General features: G+C 54.7%; 17 protein-coding genes. 2 read left to right on the top strand and 15 right to left on the bottom strand.

Features of this window, described 5'->3' with window-relative positions; translation table 11 throughout:
• Nucleotides 1–118: 118 nt before the first annotated feature.
• The 10 genes from F556_RS0128980 to F556_RS0128935 form a co-directional block, all read right to left on the bottom strand.
• Nucleotides 119–1,156 (bottom strand): LacI family DNA-binding transcriptional regulator, encoded by a 1,038-nt coding sequence (locus tag F556_RS0128980; protein WP_020620503.1) that lies wholly within the window; start codon nt 1,154–1,156, stop codon nt 119–121.
• 301 nt (nt 1,157–1,457) lie between these two features.
• Nucleotides 1,458–2,336, bottom strand: a complete 879-nt coding sequence (locus F556_RS0128975) for a fumarylacetoacetate hydrolase family protein (protein WP_020620502.1) — start codon at nt 2,334–2,336, stop codon at nt 1,458–1,460.
• Nucleotides 2,337–2,357: 21 nt separating this feature from the next.
• On the bottom strand, nt 2,358–3,668 hold the full coding sequence (locus F556_RS0128970; RefSeq protein WP_020620501.1) for an NtaA/DmoA family FMN-dependent monooxygenase: 1,311 nt from the start codon (nt 3,666–3,668) through the stop codon (nt 2,358–2,360).
• A 17-nt stretch (nt 3,669–3,685) separates the two neighbouring features.
• Nucleotides 3,686–4,453 (bottom strand): cysteine hydrolase family protein, encoded by a 768-nt coding sequence (locus tag F556_RS0128965; protein WP_020620500.1) that lies wholly within the window; start codon nt 4,451–4,453, stop codon nt 3,686–3,688.
• A 29-nt stretch (nt 4,454–4,482) separates the two neighbouring features.
• Nucleotides 4,483–5,292 carry a creatininase family protein gene (locus F556_RS0128960; protein ID WP_020620499.1) on the bottom strand — a complete coding sequence of 270 codons (810 nt, stop codon included), beginning with the start codon at nt 5,290–5,292 and terminating at the stop codon, nt 4,483–4,485.
• A 5-nt stretch (nt 5,293–5,297) separates the two neighbouring features.
• Entirely contained in the window at nt 5,298–5,729 is a 432-nt protein-coding gene (locus tag F556_RS0128955; RefSeq protein WP_245583152.1) for a cupin domain-containing protein, read from the bottom strand.
• 21 nt (nt 5,730–5,750) lie between these two features.
• Entirely contained in the window at nt 5,751–6,764 is a 1,014-nt protein-coding gene (locus tag F556_RS0128950; protein WP_020620497.1) for an aromatic ring-hydroxylating dioxygenase subunit alpha, read from the bottom strand.
• A gap of 61 nt (nt 6,765–6,825) precedes the next feature.
• The gene (locus F556_RS0128945) at nt 6,826–7,971 is read right to left on the bottom strand and encodes an ABC transporter substrate-binding protein (RefSeq protein ID WP_020620496.1); all 1,146 of its coding nucleotides are present in this window, start codon (nt 7,969–7,971) and stop codon (nt 6,826–6,828) included.
• A 55-nt stretch (nt 7,972–8,026) separates the two neighbouring features.
• Entirely contained in the window at nt 8,027–8,824 is a 798-nt protein-coding gene (locus tag F556_RS0128940; RefSeq protein ID WP_020620495.1) for an ABC transporter permease, read from the bottom strand.
• 50 nt (nt 8,825–8,874) lie between these two features.
• A complete protein-coding gene (locus F556_RS0128935; protein ID WP_020620494.1) occupies nt 8,875–9,648 on the bottom strand; it encodes an ABC transporter ATP-binding protein in 774 nt (257 codons plus the stop codon).
• A gap of 266 nt (nt 9,649–9,914) precedes the next feature.
• Here F556_RS0128935 and F556_RS0128930 point away from each other — a divergent pair, with 266 nt between their 5' ends.
• A complete protein-coding gene (locus F556_RS0128930) occupies nt 9,915–11,522 on the top strand; it encodes a PucR family transcriptional regulator (protein WP_020620493.1) in 1,608 nt (535 codons plus the stop codon).
• A gap of 73 nt (nt 11,523–11,595) precedes the next feature.
• On the opposite strand, the gene F556_RS0128925 is transcribed toward F556_RS0128930, so the two are convergent.
• Nucleotides 11,596–12,378 carry a copper amine oxidase N-terminal domain-containing protein gene (locus F556_RS0128925; RefSeq protein WP_020620492.1) on the bottom strand — a complete coding sequence of 261 codons (783 nt, stop codon included), beginning with the start codon at nt 12,376–12,378 and terminating at the stop codon, nt 11,596–11,598.
• A 46-nt stretch (nt 12,379–12,424) separates the two neighbouring features.
• Complete coding sequence (locus F556_RS0128920; RefSeq protein WP_020620491.1) at nt 12,425–12,817, bottom strand: (deoxy)nucleoside triphosphate pyrophosphohydrolase; 393 nt, start codon at nt 12,815–12,817, stop codon at nt 12,425–12,427.
• A gap of 124 nt (nt 12,818–12,941) precedes the next feature.
• Here F556_RS0128920 and F556_RS36740 point away from each other — a divergent pair, with 124 nt between their 5' ends.
• On the top strand, nt 12,942–13,613 hold the full coding sequence (locus tag F556_RS36740; protein WP_020620490.1) for a copper amine oxidase N-terminal domain-containing protein: 672 nt from the start codon (nt 12,942–12,944) through the stop codon (nt 13,611–13,613).
• A 118-nt stretch (nt 13,614–13,731) separates the two neighbouring features.
• Here the strand turns inward: F556_RS36740 and F556_RS0128910 are convergent, their stop codons facing one another.
• The 3 genes from F556_RS0128910 to F556_RS0128900 form a co-directional block, all read right to left on the bottom strand.
• A complete protein-coding gene (locus tag F556_RS0128910; protein ID WP_020620489.1) occupies nt 13,732–14,577 on the bottom strand; it encodes an NAD-dependent epimerase/dehydratase family protein in 846 nt (281 codons plus the stop codon).
• A gap of 33 nt (nt 14,578–14,610) precedes the next feature.
• Nucleotides 14,611–15,549 (bottom strand): aldo/keto reductase family protein, encoded by a 939-nt coding sequence (locus F556_RS0128905; protein WP_020620488.1) that lies wholly within the window; start codon nt 15,547–15,549, stop codon nt 14,611–14,613.
• Nucleotides 15,550–16,305: 756 nt separating this feature from the next.
• Entirely contained in the window at nt 16,306–16,587 is a 282-nt protein-coding gene (locus F556_RS0128900; RefSeq protein ID WP_020620487.1) for a hypothetical protein, read from the bottom strand.
• Between the last annotated feature and the right edge of the window lie 280 nt (nt 16,588–16,867).

The following is a 16,867-nucleotide window of genomic DNA, read 5'->3' as shown; positions in this document are numbered from 1 at the left end:
CCATTTCATTATAGACTGCTCGTTATCTATTGGTCAATACAATTTCTAACAAATCTTTTCAAGGCTCTCTCGTCACAAAAAAAGCCGTTATTGCACTAACGGCCATGAGCAGTTACCCTTATACATCATGCTGCACAAGCGTGCGGGTGCTTTGACGGACAATAAGATGGGGCTCGAGCATATGTTGCTTTTTCACCTTCTGGCCCTCCATCATCTGCTTCAACACCCCTACCGCGGTCCGTCCCAAGTCGTTCGCTTGCTGCGATACGGTTGTCAGTTCAGGAATGAAATGATGTGCTAGCGGAATGTCGTCAAATCCCACCACCGAGATATCCTCAGGGACACTCAGCCCCGCCTCCACTGCTGCCTTGATAGCGCCAATCGCATTGTAATCATTGACACATACCACCGCTGTCGGACGTTCGGTCAACGATAACAGGTGCTTCATCTGACGTTTGCCCGAGTCAATGGAGAAGCTGTCCATCAGCTGCCATTCGGGGAGCAGCTTCAGTCCTGCGTCCTTCAACACTTTGCGGTAAGCCCGCAGCTTGATCGCAGCTGTCGACATATGGCTTTCACCACCAAGGAAGGCAATGTCCCGATGTCCCAGCTCGATGAGATGCTGCACAGCCAGCGCGGTCCCGGCGCCTTCATCCGTCAGTACGCTTACCAGATTGCTATTGCGGATCGCACCATTCACGAGTACTGTCGGAATGACACTTGCTACCTGCTCCAGCTCCTGGGCTAAGTGAGGCTCGCACTGCTTCAGGTTTACACGCCCGCCCATGAACAGGATGCCGTCCACCCGTTTTTCACGCATCAGGTGCAGATAATCTGATTCTTTGGCATAATCACCGATCGAATTGCTTAACAAGAAGGTGTACCCCAGCTGATGGGCCGCGTGCTCCGCACCGGCAAACACCTCTGGGTAGAAGGGGTTTGTTAAGTCCGGCACGATCAGCCCAATAATGCCGGTTTCATTCTTCAATAGGCTTCTGGCCATTCCGTTCGGTTGAAAGTTGTAACTCTGAATGAGCGCCTCGACTTTTGCACGGGTCGACTTTCTGACCGGGGCCGTGCCGTTCAACACTCGGGACACTGTCGCAACCGACACATTCGCTTCCTTGGCGATATCATAAATCGTGATCTGTCTCAATCGGTACGCTTCCTTCCTCCACTCAATTCTTGTCCCATTATAGCAGAACTTGGCTGGCGGTGTTGCGAGCAAATAGAGGAACAAAGGTGTGTTACTGCTGGCGGCTGGCGGAGATGCGGACAAATAAAGGAACAAAGGTGCGTTACAGCTGGCGGCTGGCGGTGCTGCGGGCAAATAGAGGAACAAAGGTGCGTTACAGCTGGCGACTGGCGGTGTTGCGAGCAAACCTATAACGCATATCATTTAAAAAATGCCCAAGCTGTCGGATAGTTAGCCCCGACCTCTTGGACATTCTTATCGTTTAACCCGCCACCGCACCTGCTGCTGCAGGCAGCGCAGCCACAGGATTCACCAGCGGCTGCAGACCATTCACATGGCATTCGACCACGTCGCCATCCCGGATAACGACGGCACCGGGTGTGCCAGTGAGGATGATATCGCCAGGCATGAGCGTCATGAACGCTGCATGGAACGCCACGGTGTACCACGGACGGAACCGCATATTGCGGATCCGGTTCGTATGCTTCACCACTCCATCCTGGGCAGTCGCTACCTCCAGATCGAGGACGTCGCCCACCTCATCCACCGTGATCAGCTCGGGTCCGATGCTGAGGAACGTGTCGAAGCTCTTGGCCCTTGTCAGGAATCGCGGATTGCGGGCGTGAATGTCTGACGCGGTCATGTCGAGCGCCGTAGTGAAGCCCGCCACGACGGACGGCGCCTCCGCCTCTGTAATCCCGCGGCAGGATTTGCCGATGACAATGGCAAGCTCAGCCTCGGCCGTAATCTCGCCGAAGCCCTCCGGCACCTGGATGGACTCGCCCGGGCCAATCAGCGTCGTCGCCGGCTTCATGAAGCCTACCGGTTCCTCTCCGGGTGGCACCAGTGCCAGCTCCGATTCCTCTATCACATAATTCATGCCGATGCCCCAGATCTTCGACGGCTCGCGATAGAGCGGACCGAAGCTTGCCTCCTCCACCGCTACAGCAGGTTTAGCCGCCAGCTCTTGCTCGCCACCTCCGCGATACCAGGCGGTCAGCTCGTCTAGTTTTCCTTCTCGCAGCAGAGTCAGCAGATCGGTAGGCCACCCGCCGCCCAGCGCTTCCAGCAGGACATAGCCGTGCGGTCCCCGGATCGCCGCTTTTTCGGTACCGCCCGTCTTCAAGGTTGCCAGTTTCATCTTGTGCATCCCTCCAGCCGCTTAGTATTCGAACAGATTCTCCCGCAGCGTCTTGCCTGTGTACTCGCGGCGAACCAGCTCGCGATCTTGCAATACCGGAATCACGGTATCTACGAATTCCTGCATGTACCCGTGATCATGAGCATCGACACGTACAACGAAGCCATCGCCACCAACCGTTGTCATAATATGCTCCAACTGCTCTGCAACTTGCTCTGGCGTACCGATAATGTTGGCCTTATTGCCGGCACTCTCCTCAGTTGCCATCTCGCGCAGCGTCGGACGCTTCTCTGCCGTCTGATAGCGGGAGAGCGTCGTCTGTCCACCCTGAATGCTCTTCTCCTTCATCGATGGTACCGGCTCATCCAGCTCGAACTTGGCGAGGTCAACGCTCATCCGGGAAGACATGGCTGCCAGCGCCGCATGCAGCTCAAGATCCGTCGGATTCATGCGGAGCATCTGCCGCTGGACCGCAATTTCCTCGGTAGCCCCAACGACGGGTTTGATGATGAAGAAGATTTTCAGTTCATCCGGATGCCGCCCCATCTTGATGGCACGTTCCTTCAAATCATCGTAGTAGCTCTTCATATCATCAAGGTTATGCTTGGCGACGATGACGGCGTCAGCCCAACGTGCAGCGAAGTCCTTGCCGCGCGCAGAGGAACCCGCCTGAATCAGCGTCGGCCGGCCCTGCGGCGTCGGCAGTACGTTTAAGGGACCTTGGCTTTTATAATATTCACCCTCGAAGTTGATCCGGTGGACCTTGGATGGATCAGCGAAGATCCCGCTCTCCCGGTCCATAATGACCGAATCCGGCTCCCAGCTGCTCCATAGACGCGAACAGAGCTCCATGTACTCGTCCGCTTGATCATACCGGGCGTCATGGTCCTTCATTTCCTCAATGCCATAGTTGCGGAAACCGGCAATATTAGCCGTCGTCACGATGTTCCAACCCACCCGACCCTTGGTCAAATGATCGAGTGAAGCGGTCTGCCTGGCCAACTGGTACGGCGCTGTCAGACTGGTCGAGATTGTTGTGCCGACACCCAGATGCTTGGTTGATGCGGCTACCATCGCAGCCAACATCGTGGAATCGTGATTAATGCCGTTAAGGCCGTATTTGATGTAGTTATCCAGCGAGTCCTGATACGTGGAGGTGATGCCGAGATGGTCGGCGAACAGGGCAAAATCAAACCGCCCCTTCTCGCAGATCGCTGCCATCTTCTGATAGACCTCCGGTTGCCGCCAATCGTAGCCCTCCGCCGCGTCAGCGCCGTTCCAGCCGATCGGACCGTATTCCGTAAACCAGCCAAAATGAATTTTTTTGCTCATGCTACTCCCACCTTCTGTCAGGATGTCACGGCTTGCATCGCCGATAAAACCGCGGACGAGTCCGCGACAAAGCCGTAACATTGCTTCACGTTGTAAATGGTGGCTTCCGCACAGAAGCCTGGCGAGGTCGTCGCACAGCAGTCGGCCAGGAGAATCGCATCATAGCCCAGACACACCGCATCCTGCAGCGTGGCCATGACGCATTGATCCACATTGACCCCTGCGAAAAACAGCGTCTCGACGTTCAAATTACGTAATATGCTATCCAGAGGCGTGTCCCAGAACCCGCTCATCCGGTATTTGTCGACGTGAATATCCCCGCTTGCTACATCCATCTCCGAGATGACCGCTGCACTCCAGCTGTCCTTCTCCAGCACGCGCGAACCGTTCCCCGGCAGCGCGCCGCCAATACCGACATCGTCGCCGGCCTGGTTGTAGACGTGCAGAACGGATGGACTGAGGTTCATCTTGTCGGGGCGGTTTCCCCAATTCACCCAGATGACGGGAACACCAGCTTCCCGGAGCTCCGGCAGCAGCCGGTTCACGGGTTCAATCGGAGCCCGGGCCGGGGTAAAGTCTACGCCGATGTAATCGAGCCACCCCGACGGCGAGCAAAAATCATTCTGCATATCGATGACAACAATGGCCGATTTGGCCAGATTGAGTGTAAGCTGCTGCGGCTCGGCGCCAAAGGTGATGACACGTCCCTGCAGCTCGGGCCTGCGCAGATCGACGTGGTGCTTGGATACTCTCCAACTGTTGCGTTCATGTCCCAGTTCTCTCATCTCCACTCTTTCCCTCCTTGCACCGCAGTCTACTTGTCGCGGACGATGCGGTCGATGTCGAAGTGGCTGATTTCTTGTAAGGCAAGCGCCAGCTCGGAAGCAATGCGCTCTGCCATGAGCTCGCCTTTGTTAGCTGTTGCCAAGGTGGCATCACCGGCGATGCCGCTGCGGGAGATGTCGCTCATCTTCCAAGCGAAGCGGATTCGCCCCTCCATCGTCAGATACTTGTAATCCGTGACGGCCGGAATCTCGTTGACGAGCTTATCTTCGTGCACCCAGCCTGGTTTGAACGCCAGGACCAGCGAGGTCTCAATATCGCCGCCGTGGATGCCATATTCATGCTCCTCCGGGGTGACCAGGTCCTTGTCGGCATCCAGACTATGCGGATTGACGTAGAACACCATCAGCCCCGTCTGTACCCGGATCTCCCGGGAGACGACGTTGAGCAAATCCACATTGCCGCCATGCGTATTGAACAGCATCAGCCGCCGGAAGCCGCTGCGTTGCAGACTGACTGCGATGTCGGTAATGATGCTCTGCAGGGTCGCAGCGGACAACGAGATCGTCCCGGCAAAATCGAGATGCTCGTTGCTCTTGCCGTACGAAACCGGCGGCAGCAGCCACACATTGGCTGTCTCCGGCAGGCGCTCTAGCGTCCGTGTGATGAGCGCTTCACCGATCAGTGCATCCGTCATCAGTGGCAGATGGGAGCCGTGCTGCTCCACAGCGCCTACTGGCAGAATGACGAGTGCATCTTCCTTCTCCATCGCCTCCACCTCGGCATAAGTCAGCCGGGGCAGGAATCGTTTCTCCCATGCTTCGCCTTCATATCGGAACATGGGTCTCACACTCCCCGGAGGACCCGTAGATCCTCTTCATCCAGACTCGCCACAGGACCGGATAGAATCAGATCCGAGAATTTCTCGTCCGGCACCATCGTGGTCAGCACATACAATCTGCCTTCGCCCGTGTTCTGCACTTCATGTACATGACCCGGATCAACGACAAAGAAGGAGCCTGGTTTGATCGGAATGCTGTTGCCGTCCACCGCTGCAATGCCCTCTCCAGCAATCACATAGAAGTATTCGTGGGCATCCGCATGCGTATTGGGCGGCGTCCGGCCGTCCTTGTCGAAAATTTCAATGACAGATACAAAAGGGAGGGTCTTCCCGTCGCAGAGAAGCACAAATTTGTTTTTGTCGGCTGCAGCGATTTTGTGAACCGGACAATCCTCATAATGCCCCGCTGTGAGTCCTGGTACTAGCATTGCACTCATCCTCTCCCGAGTTGTTATATACTAAATCACTTCTTCTTCGCCGTACTCCTTGAACAGGTCCAGCATCATCTGGCGCATGACGATGCCCGGCTTGTCGGAGAGCATATGGTTCTCCACCTTGCGCCTAACATCCAGGGAGACGTTGTATTCGGTCGTTTCCAGTACATCCATATCCTCGTCCACGACGGCACGGTCAAAAGCGATGACGCGCTCTGCCGGCACATCGGCCTCGGTATCGTTGCGGAGGGCAAACTGGACGAGTTGACAGGTCTTGTCGTCGATCGGCGTAGCACAGGTAATAATGGAATGAATCAGGCCAGTCGGATATTGAATCGTATTCTGGCGGATGAACGGCAGGTACCAGCGACCATAAGCCTTGCGGACGGTCTCATCCTCTTCCACATTGATGGTCTTCACCTGCTGATTCAGCTTGTTGGTGACCGGCGCTTCATGGTATGTCTCGAAGCCCCACTCTGCCGGGGTAATGTCCATCTTCGGTGGAATCGGATTGTTGATATCGCCGAAGGTGTTCTGATGCACGAAGGCCACATGGGCCGCATCAAAGGAGTTCTCCATGAGTCGGAACGCCGCGCAATGGATCACTTCATAGAATTGATCGACCTGACGGAAGCCCTCTTCACCTGCGTACTTGAACTCCGGAATTCCCGTTACCGGGTCCTCCAGCGCCACCCAGACATAGCCGTAACGCTCCTCACAGTGATAACCGGTAATTTTGTAGACCTTGGGCGGATCTTCAAGCTCGGACTGCGGGAAGTACGTACACTTCCCTGTCCGGTTGAATGCCCAGCCATGATAGGGACAGACCACACTTCCCTCACGCACGGTGCCCTTGGAGAGCTTTGCCGTCCGGTGACAGCAGCGGTCGACCGCTGCTGCCGGCTGGCCGTTTTCATCCAGCCACAAGACAATGTTTTCATCCATGAGTGTGACGCCTTTGGGACCATCCTGCAGATGTGCAACCGGCAGGACCGGATAGTAGAATTTGCGGAAGATTTTTTGTTTGGTTTGCAGCATGAGCAGACGCCTCCTTGGTTGGGTATGAAATGAGTGGCTCGCAGCCACTCTCTCTCCTGTGCTACTCTTTCCAGATCAGCTCTTCACCGTCATAGATCGCTTCAAGATACTTCGTAATATGCAACTGGTCGATAGTCACTTCGCCGTTCAAGACATCCGCGCTCTCCAGAATCTCGACTTCCGCCTGCCACTGCTCCGGCGTAGCCCAGCCCAGCGGCAGACCATCGCGCTTGGAATCCACGATCAGCTGGCTCTCAACAGCCCAGCGATTCGTCTCGGCAGCCAGGTTGTAGTTGCCATCCGCCATTTTCTCAAGGGCCGCAATTGTCGGGTCTGCATCTTCCATGAGGTACTCATGCGCCTTCAGCACTGCCCGCAGGAAGTCTTCAGCAACGGTCGGGTTCTTCTCGGCGAATTCTTTATTGACATTCAGCAGACCGAAGGAGTTTTTTACTCCGTAATCTGCAGGATCAAACAGCTTCACTTCAAAGCCTTGCTGCTCCATTTGGTACGGCTCATTCGACTTGAACACGGTGATAGCATCCACATTGGAAGTATTAAGAATGGTTGGGTCAAAGCCTACCGACACCATCTCGACCTTATCGAGGTCTACGCCGGCATTCACGAACATGGCACGGAAGTTGGGTGGAAATGCGGCTTTGTAACCCAGCGTCTTGCCTTCGAGGTCCGTCAGCTCCTCAATCCCGGAATCCGCCAGAACCATCAGTGCATTCAGCCCGACAGGACTCATGACTGACATCGGCTCGATCCGGCCTCCGTTAGCGATAGCCTGAATGACATTACTGGCAGAACCCGCTCCGGCAAACTGTGCCCGGCCAGCAGCCAGCAGCTTCATGCTCTCGGCTTCGACGCCCGGCTGAATCTCTACCGTGAGACCCAGTTCCTCGAACAGGCCCAGCTCGATTGCAGCGGCAACGTTAATATTAGGCGCCGAGGCGGAGTAGTTGAAGCCCGTGACATACGTAATTTTGCCGACAGCCTTATTGGCTGCAATTCTGGCTTCCCAATCAATACCTTCCTCGCCCGGCGCTTCAGCCTCTTCTCCTGCAGCTCCTTCTTCGGCGTTAACCGCCGGCTCATTGGTCGTTGGTGCTGGCGGCGTATTCGCATTTTGACTGCCGCACCCCGCGACGACCAGCAGTACACATAGCAGACAGACGACCCACATCATTGATTTTGTTTTCATACTCTTGTTGCCTCCCCTTATGCTAGTCAATATATTAGAGCCGACATGTCCGGAGCTAGTGCCCGGAGCTATGCCAAGCCAAAAACCGTTTTTCTACGACCCGCACTGCATTCGTCAGCAGGATACCCATGAGTGCCAGCAGGAAAATCGCCGCAAACATCCGGTCCATCTGCAGGTAATTCGCCGAGACCATGACGACGTTCCCCAAACCCTTGCTAGCCCCGCTCATCTCACCAACGACTGCACCAATGACACTCATACTGATACATGTCCGTGCAGCGGAGAACAAGAATGGCAGCGAACCCGGAAGACTGAGCTTGAAGAAAATTTCCCACCGGCTGGCGTGCAGGGAACGCATGTATTCCAAATTACTCTCATCCACCGAACGGAATCCCGTCGTCGAATTGATAAGCATCGGGAAAAACGAGATGATGGCAGCGACCAGAATTTTCGGAAATGTACCAAAGCCGAACCAGATCATAAAGAGTGGTGCGATAACGACGATTGGTGTGACGTGTGCCAATACCGCTACCGGGAGCAGCATGCGCTCCAGCAGGCGGGACTGGGACATGACGACGCCACCGATCAGCGCTAATACGGTCCCGATGACGAAGCCGACCATGGCTTCGTAGAATGTGACGCCAATATGGGGCAGATAGAAGGAAAACGAGGTGAACAACTCCGCAAAAATGACCGAAGGCGCTGGCAAAATGACGGCCTGTACGTCCATAAAACGAACGATCAGCTCCCAGGCGGCGAACAGGATGACAAAGGTCATTAGCGGCAGCATGACCGAGCCCGTAGCATTGCGAACCCGTACACCCCACGTGACTGTCTCGGTACTTTTCTCCATAGCCTTGCCTCCCCTTGCCGCTGCTCGCGAACTAATGGATTGACTCATGGCTATCCCCACCTCTCGCGTAATGATTCCCTGAGCTCGGTGATGTAATCGTTGAAGATCGGCGTACCGATGACCGCCTCGTCGCGAGGCCGCTCCAGATTAATATCGATCACCCGTGACACCCGTCCCGGGCGGGCTGACATGACCACCACTTTGTCCGAGAGATACACAGCTTCGTGAATGTTATGAGTGACGAACAGCACGGTCTTCTTGTGCTCTTCCCAGATTTGCTTGAGCTGGTGCATGAGCACTTCCTTCGTAATTTCATCCAAAGCCGAGAAGGGCTCATCCATGAGCAGAATCGGGGCCCCGGTAGCGAAGGCACGGGCAATGCCTACCCGCTGCTTCATACCGCCTGAGAGCTCCTTGGGGTACGCATGGACAAAGTCGCCCAAGCCGACCGCCTTCAAGAGCGAAATGGGATCGCCTTGCTCTTCCGAGTTGAACACCTTTTGTCGATTGACTTCAAATGGAATATTCATATTCTGTAATACCGTCCGCCAAGGGAAGAGCGCCGGTGACTGTGGCACAAAGCCGAATTGCTTGGCCTTGAGCAGCTCTTGCGGCGACTTGCCGCCAATCGCGATTTCCCCTTCCTCCGCTTCCATCAATCCCCCGACGATCCGAAGCAAGGTAGACTTGCCACAGCCGCTGGGACCAATAAAGCTGACGAACGACCCTTTTTCAATGTCCAGTTGAATGTTGCTCAGAGCTTCTGTCCACTGCCCGCGTCTGACGAATCGCTTATGCACGTCCTTGATAGTAATGTAAGACAATATGACATCTACCTCCTTGTGCTGCTCTGAATGGTACAAATATACCGCCCAAATTACGAACAGGTCAACTTATTTAACGCAATTTTGTGCTTGAATCTAATTGAAACCGGTTAGATTTGGCTAAATAACAGAGACAATGTTCGTTTTTATATAAAAACTACTCCAACTACGTCATGTAAATGTTAGCATTTGTTGACCATCTAAGAGAGGAGAAGCTATACTGGAGATATATTGAGCGGGTTACTATGAGGATAGGGGGATCACCTGTGAAGATAACCGTCGAAGAAGCCTTATCCATCTACCCCTTGTCCAAAGCCAAGCTTGTGGCCGGAGCCGGAGGGGTCAATCGTCTTATTCAATCGGTTAATACGATGGATGCGCCTGATGTCATAGACTGGATCAGCTCTGGGGAATTGCTGCTGACCACGGCCTTTGCCATCAAGGATACACCGGATGCCTTCCTCCGGCTGTTGAAGAAGCTCGATGAACGCGGTGCCGCAGGCATCGGCATCAAGCTGGGCCGCTACTGGTCAGAGATTCCGCAAATCGTGCTGGAGGAGGCGGATCGGCTGAACTTTCCTGTGTTGGACCTGCCATTCGAATTCGCCTTCTCGGATCAGATGAACGCCCTGTTCCAGGCTGAGTTCGTCAAGAGCACCCAGCAGCTGCATAATGATCTGGAGAAGCAAAAACAGCTGGTACGTCTAGCATTGCAAAAGGAAGAGTTCGCCAACCTGTTCCCCAAAATTGGGGATATTCTGGCGCATTCCATCGTAGTCGTCAGTGCCAGGGGACAGTTAATGTACAATTCCTGCGACTGGCCCGAGGTCGAACTGCTCAAAGGGTGGCCCTGGAACGTTCAGTTCTACAAAGGTCGCACCGAACACGGATGGTTCTGTCGGATTCCGTTGCTGAAGGGCACGGATTGCTACGGCTTCCTGCTGGTCATCCCTGCGAGCGGAGCCATCATTCCCGAGGAGGAAGGCTTGTTCCATCAGGCGGCAGAAATTCTCTGCTATCACATGGACCACTATTATGATGACCAACAGACGGTAGCAGGCTATCAATGGGGCGTCGTGATGGAGCGCTACTTGCAGGAGCAAATAACCAAGGAAACCTTCCTGGAGCAGTCTCGCTCCCTCGGCTCACCGTTGGCGGGAGGCTCTCATGTATGTGTGTTGACCGTACTTGAACATCGGGAGGGTACACCGCCCCCTGCTCCCAAGAAGCTGCGCGAGCTGCTGCGCGAAGTGAATTACCATCCCCGACTGAGTAGTCTGGAGTCCCATCATCTCATCATAGAAGATACTCTGCTGCATGTGTTCAAAGTGATGGATCCTCCTGCTGGAGACAGTTCATTCAATGAAATTCTGTACAAATCGTATCTGGAAATTCTGGGGTCCATGCCTTCTGTGCAGGTGCGAAGCTACATCAGTCGAATCAAGCCGGAGCTCGGCGCCATTCGCGACGCGTACGAGGAGTGCGCGGAAGCCCGGCGCATTAGCAGTCAGTTGTCGTTTGAATCGCCGGTGGTGTTTTTTGCCGATCTAGAATTCTCTTATCTCTTCTCGCATATCCCTAAGAACGTCATGGACAAATATTGTCACTCCCTCCTGCAGCCGCTCATGATCAAAGATGCCGATTACGCCACCGATATGCTTCGGACACTGGAGGCGTATATTACAAGCGAAGGTCAGATCAATGAAGTCGCCAAACAGTTATTCATTCATCGCAATACTGTGCAGTATCGTTTGGAGAAGCTAAGCGAGATCCTCGATCTCGATCTGCGGCTCACTGGTGACCTGTTGAAGGTGAAGCTCATGTTCATGTTCAGGCAATTAATGGCGCAGGAAACCCATGAACCCCGCTCGTAGTCATACCTCTAGTCACACAGAAAAGACACCCTCGTCGACCGCTCAACGATGGGTGTCTTTGTGCAGTCTATAGTTAGCCCCTATCTGCTAATAGAATGGAGATTTCCAGCTCCGTAGCCGCCTCGGTCAATATCTCGATGGCATCATCATGAGTCAGGACAACAAATATTTTATTGAGGTTGAACCTCATGGCCTCCGCTGCTTGATCCAGCCAATCGATGACAATGGTGAGACTTGTATTCGCCGGGAGTTCTTCTGCATAGAAGCCACGTAAGAGCTGCGCCTTCCGTTCGATTGCACGACGAGACTCCGTCAAGGTTGTATATTGGTCACGTATGAAGCGATTGATTGCCTCAGTATCCATATCTTCCGGAGCGATTGGTTCCGTGCCTGGCGTCACCAGGTACTCCGTTTCAGCCCATGCGATAAAACGCTCAATATCCGCCACCGCGTCTCCCAGTACACGCTTGAAATCAACGTCCAGAACCACCTCACGGGTGTCAGCCTTCCAGGTGATCTGCGCCCCGAGCTGCTCGGAGATGGCACGGATCGGTACCATGGCACGGCCTGCGATGATTCGGGGTTCTACATCAAGCGACAGCGGCTGACCACCCACGATCACCGCACGACTGGATGCGTCCCAGTGAACCGGGAAGCCCAGCGTCTCCGAAATGACCCGGACCGGCACAAGTACTCGGTCTTGTTCGATGATCGGAGGCTGCTCACTCTGAACTGCCTGGCCCTGCTTGGTAATCGCAATGCTGCTGGTAGACGCCAAACCTGCTGTCGGTCCGGTCACTGTCAGAACCGCCACCAAGCCCCAGGCGACCATGCTTGTTTTCCATGTTTTCCTCATCCCACCCCTCCCCTTTCTTCTACTAATTACCCTCTTATTGGGAATCTCACCCTCTGACCTTGTCCTCCAGCATCCGTACAAATGGCAGGTCGGCTGGCGCCAGATCATAATGATTCAGCTCCTCGACCGCCACCCAGCGATATGCATCATGATCGGTGAGCTGAATCTCACCTTCGCTGATAACAGCAAGGCAAGCTATGAGTCGTATATGTACCGTGCCGTAATCATGCTCATGTATGCCAAAACGCTCCACCTGATCAATGACCAGGTTCATCTCCTCCAGCAGCTCACGCCGCAGACAGGCTTCCACGGACTCACCCGACTCCAGCTTGCCGCCCGGAAACTCCCAATATCCGCCCTGCGCCTTATGCGGCTTGCGTCTGGCGATCAGCACCCGCCCAAATGCATCCGACAGGATCGCCGCAGCTACTTCCAGCATGACCTTCCCTCCTTCATTTTCTTTATTGTAGCCCTTAAAAACAGACACACCAAAAAAATATGCATCAACCTGTTTCATTTTTAATAATTTGGTTTATTTTGCATTATTGAGAGGAGTGTGTCGGATGATCCATCACGATTGGGAAAGCCCGCGTGTACGCTGGGTACGTAGAGGCATCTTATGCCTGCTTATTCTTACGCTTGTATTATTAACCACGGGCCTTCAATCCGCCCGGGCAGCCGAATCGGCCATCACTGTCCGGTTCAACGAAGAAACACTGCAGCTCGGAACAAATCCGGTTCTGCAGAACGGTACCACCCTGGTGCCGATGCGTCCATTGTTTGAAGCTCTGGACATCAGCCTGGCGTGGGATCCAGTGAACAAGACGGTGCGCGGCACCAAATCAGAATTGGACGTTTCCCTGACCATTGGCAGTAAACAGGCCCGTATCAATGGGACCTCCGTGACACTTGCCGAGGCCGCAGTCATACGTAATGGCTTTACACTTGTACCGCTGCGCTTTGTGAGCGAAGCAAGCAATGCCCTTGTCCTGTGGGACCCGTATAGTCGACAAGTTCTTGTGTATGACGATGCGTTTTTTCAGGATAAGGATTTTACCAAGCAAGAGCTCCAGCAGCAGTTCCAGCAGTATCTGGAGGAGCGCCGAAAGGAAGCGGAACAACCCGGCGGCGGCTCAAGCGGAGGAGGCAACGGAGGGGGTGGCAACGATCGCATGTGCTCCGTCTGGCGCTACCACCCCATCTATGGCGGCAGCCTGGAATGGGTACCGTGCTGACTATAAGCTGATGGATGAAGCAAAGAGGCAATCGTCCCGTCCGGGACGATTGCCTCTTCTTCATGTATTCAGACATTGTCCTGTCCCAGGATCATTTCTCAGTCATCTAAAAGGTAGTCTACTGCTCCACGTATGTTCGCCAGTGATGAGCGGGCTGCCAATTTAGCAAGCGCTTGGCTTTTTCGGAGCTCAGGAGACTCTGAAATCCATCCAGCGGCGTCCGGATATCCGTCACCTCAGGATATTGCGCTGTCATCAGCTCGCGACTCGTCACCGCCATACTCGTATCATCCGCAGCCAGGTTCAGTGCTACACTCCCCAAGCCATCTGCCTCAATGGCGAGCCGGCAAGCAGTTGCAGCATCCCGTGCATCAATGTAACTCCAGAGGATACGGTCCCGCTGCCGCGGATCATGGATAAACTCTGGGAAGCGTTCATACGCATCCGGAGCAATGACATTGCCGAGTCGAAATGACACGACCTGCATGCCTGTACGCCGATGAATCATATCCGCCGTCTGCTCATTCACAACCTTGGATAAACCATAGCTGTCTTCGGGCAGCTGAGGATGTGCCTCATCTACGGGTACATACTGGGGAGAGAATCGTTCCTTTGCAAACACCAGTCCATAAGAGGACTCACTAGAGGCGATGACTGCCTTGCGAATACCGAGTCCAGCTGCAGCCTCCAGGACATTGTACGTCGACATCGTGTTGTTGTGAAATGTCACTTCATTTGGGTGTGAGTATGCAACCGGAATCGCTGCCAGGTGCACCACCGCATCGGCACCGGCCAGAACCCCGTATACTTCTCCGAGCTGAGTCAGGTCTGTAATAACGGTCGGACACACCTGCTCCTCCGGTCGCTTGACGTCCGCATTGCTCACCTCATAACCTTGTTCGACAAAATGCCGGACAACCCACTGTCCCAGCATTCCGCTGCCTCCCGTAATGACAACTTTCATCTTCTGCCTTCTCTCTTCTTCATAGTCGACTGATTAGCCCAGAACTTTCTCAATGCGAGCCAGCACATCCTCCTCCAGCTTCACGCCAGAGGCCTTCACATTCTCCTCCACCTGCTCCGGACGACTCGCACCGACAAGAGCGCTGGATACATTGTCTTGTCTCAGGATCCAGGCCAGTGCCAGCTGGCCAACGGACAAGTCTAGTTCGATAGCAATGCGGTTCAGCTCAATGACCTTGTTGATCTTCTCCTCTGTCACACCCTTGCGCATGCCGTCCAGCTTGGCGGCGCGGCTGTCCTCCGGAATGTCTGCCAAGCTGCTGTATTTGCCGGTCAGCAAGCCCTGCGCCAAGGGCGAGAAGACAACTTGCCCTACGCCGCTTCGCTCGCCAAACGGGATGACCTCTTTCTCAATATAGCGGTTAAACATGTTATAAATGGGTTGGTTGGCGATAATGCGGTCCAGCAGGTACCGATCCGCCACGGCGTGCGCTTCAGCCATCTGTGATGCCGACCACTCACTGACGCCGACATACAGTACCTTGCCTTGGCGTACCAGATCATCGAGTGCCCGCAAGGTCTCCTGGAGCGGTACGCTCGGGTCGGGACGATGGCAGTAATACAGGTCGATATAGTCCGCACCCAACCGTTTCAAGCTGGCGTGACACTGTTCCATGATGTGTTTGCGGGATAAGCCACGGTCGTTAGGTCCGTCACCCATCTGCCCGAACACCTTGGTCGCCAGCACGTAGGATTCGCGTGGGAAATCACGCAGGGTCTCGCCCATTAGCTTCTCAGCCTCACCGCGTTCGTAAACGTTTGCAGTGTCGAAGAAGTTGACCCCCAGCCCGTACGCTGTCTGCATCGCCTTCACGGCATTGTCGCGCTCAACGTATCCTCCGTAGGTCAGCCAGCTGCCGAGACTGATTTCACTAACCTTCAATCCACTCTTGCCCAACTTGCGATAGTCCATCCTCTCATCTCTCCTCGTCATTTAGTCGAGTGAGCTCGCACCTTGCTCGTCTTGCAGGAGCCCGCTCTTTCATTGTAGACAAGTCGCACGCAGTTGGGAAGCGGCCACCTCCGCCTTCTGCCTACTGTAGCGCATCTTTCTTCCTCTATTTGGTCGCACCCCCGCCTTCTGCCCGCTGTAACACACCTTTCTTCCTCTATTTGGTCGCACCCCCGCCTTCTGCCCGCTGTAGCACACCTTTCTTCCTCTATTTGGTCGTATCTCCGCCTGCCGCCTACTGTAACGCACCTTTCTTCCTCTATTTGCTCGCATCTCCGCCTTCTGCCCGCTGTAGCGCACCTTTCTTCCTCTATTTGGTCGCATCCCCGCCTTCTGCCCGCTGTAACACACCTTTCTTCCTCTATTTGGTCGCATCCCCGCCTTCTGCCCGCTGTAGCACACCTTTCTTCCTCTATTTACTCTCAACCCCGCCTTCTGCCCACTGTAACACACCTTTCTTCCTCTATTTGGTCGCACCCCCGCCGTCTGCCCGCTGTAGCACACCTTTCTTCCTCTATTTACTCTCAACCCCGCCTTCTGCCCACTGTAACACACCTTTCTTCCTCTATTTGGTCGCACCCCCGCCGTCTGCCCGCTGTAGCACACCTTTCTTCCTCTATTTACTCTCAACCCCGCCTTCTGCCTACTGTAGCGCATCTTTCTTCCTCTGGAGCGCAGCCGCGGCTCACTTCAAGCTTGGGTGGCTGGCATGTGCAGCTAGTCCAAGCTCTGCTGCTGAGCCAGCAGCACATACTGGCTGAGCAAACAATACGCATCGACCAACTCATGGCTGCTCCCGCCACCGAGCATGGCCGAGCGCCCCGTCTCTGCGACTCGTACTAGCAGCTCAGCGAGGTACGTCAACTGCAGCTCAGCCGCCGCAGCCGCTCGCCGCTCCAGTACGACGAGCTCCGCAGGGCCCAGCTGATCAAGGCCGCGTAGCAGCGCTTCCTCACACCAATCCTGTACCCCGGACAAGCAGTCTTCCAACGCCGTCATTCCCTCATCGCCCCCTGTCGTTCAATGGCTATGGCTTGAGTGATGATACGAACAAGGAAAGATCCATTGAGCTTCGTTACAGCAGCCAACCGGCCGTATACGACCCCTCTAACGAAACTTGCCTTGCAGCAACCAACTAGCCGCACACGGCCCCTCTAACGAAACTTTCTTGCCTTGCAGCAACCAACCAGCCGCTCACGACTTCTCTAACGAAACTTTCTTGCCTTGCAGCACCCAACTAGCCGCTCACGACTCCTCTAACGAAACTTTCTTGCCTTGC

This window comes from Paenibacillus daejeonensis DSM 15491, assembly GCF_000378385.1.
Lineage (GTDB): Bacteria > Bacillota > Bacilli > Paenibacillales > Paenibacillaceae > Paenibacillus_D > Paenibacillus_D daejeonensis.
Note: the sequence above shows the minus strand (reverse complement) of the source record. Positions and strands in the feature narration are given on the sequence as shown.

What these genes read in the sequence shown, in the direction of transcription:
- F556_RS0128975 (WP_020620502.1), bottom strand. Translation starts at nt 2,336, where the DNA reads ATGAAACTGGCAACCTTGAAGACGGGCGGTACCGAAAAAGCGGCGATC.
- F556_RS0128970 (WP_020620501.1), bottom strand. Translation starts at nt 3,668, where the DNA reads ATGAGCAAAAAAATTCATTTTGGCTGGTTTACGGAATACGGTCCGATC.
- F556_RS0128965 (WP_020620500.1), bottom strand. Translation starts at nt 4,453, where the DNA reads ATGAGAGAACTGGGACATGAACGCAACAGTTGGAGAGTATCCAAGCAC.
- F556_RS0128960 (WP_020620499.1), bottom strand. Translation starts at nt 5,292, where the DNA reads ATGTTCCGATATGAAGGCGAAGCATGGGAGAAACGATTCCTGCCCCGG.
- F556_RS0128955 (WP_245583152.1), bottom strand. Translation starts at nt 5,729, where the DNA reads ATGAGTGCAATGCTAGTACCAGGACTCACAGCGGGGCATTATGAGGAT.
- F556_RS0128950 (WP_020620497.1), bottom strand. Translation starts at nt 6,764, where the DNA reads ATGCTGCAAACCAAACAAAAAATCTTCCGCAAATTCTACTATCCGGTC.
- F556_RS0128945 (WP_020620496.1), bottom strand. Translation starts at nt 7,971, where the DNA reads ATGAAAACAAAATCAATGATGTGGGTCGTCTGTCTGCTATGTGTACTG.
- F556_RS0128940 (WP_020620495.1), bottom strand. Translation starts at nt 8,824, where the DNA reads ATGGAGAAAAGTACCGAGACAGTCACGTGGGGTGTACGGGTTCGCAAT.
- F556_RS0128925 (WP_020620492.1), bottom strand. Translation starts at nt 12,378, where the DNA reads ATGAGGAAAACATGGAAAACAAGCATGGTCGCCTGGGGCTTGGTGGCG.
- F556_RS0128920 (WP_020620491.1), bottom strand. Translation starts at nt 12,817, where the DNA reads ATGCTGGAAGTAGCTGCGGCGATCCTGTCGGATGCATTTGGGCGGGTG.
- F556_RS36740 (WP_020620490.1), top strand. Translation starts at nt 12,942, where the DNA reads ATGATCCATCACGATTGGGAAAGCCCGCGTGTACGCTGGGTACGTAGA.
- F556_RS0128910 (WP_020620489.1), bottom strand. Translation starts at nt 14,577, where the DNA reads ATGAAAGTTGTCATTACGGGAGGCAGCGGAATGCTGGGACAGTGGGTT.
- F556_RS0128905 (WP_020620488.1), bottom strand. Translation starts at nt 15,549, where the DNA reads ATGGACTATCGCAAGTTGGGCAAGAGTGGATTGAAGGTTAGTGAAATC.
- F556_RS0128900 (WP_020620487.1), bottom strand. Translation starts at nt 16,587, where the DNA reads ATGACGGCGTTGGAAGACTGCTTGTCCGGGGTACAGGATTGGTGTGAG.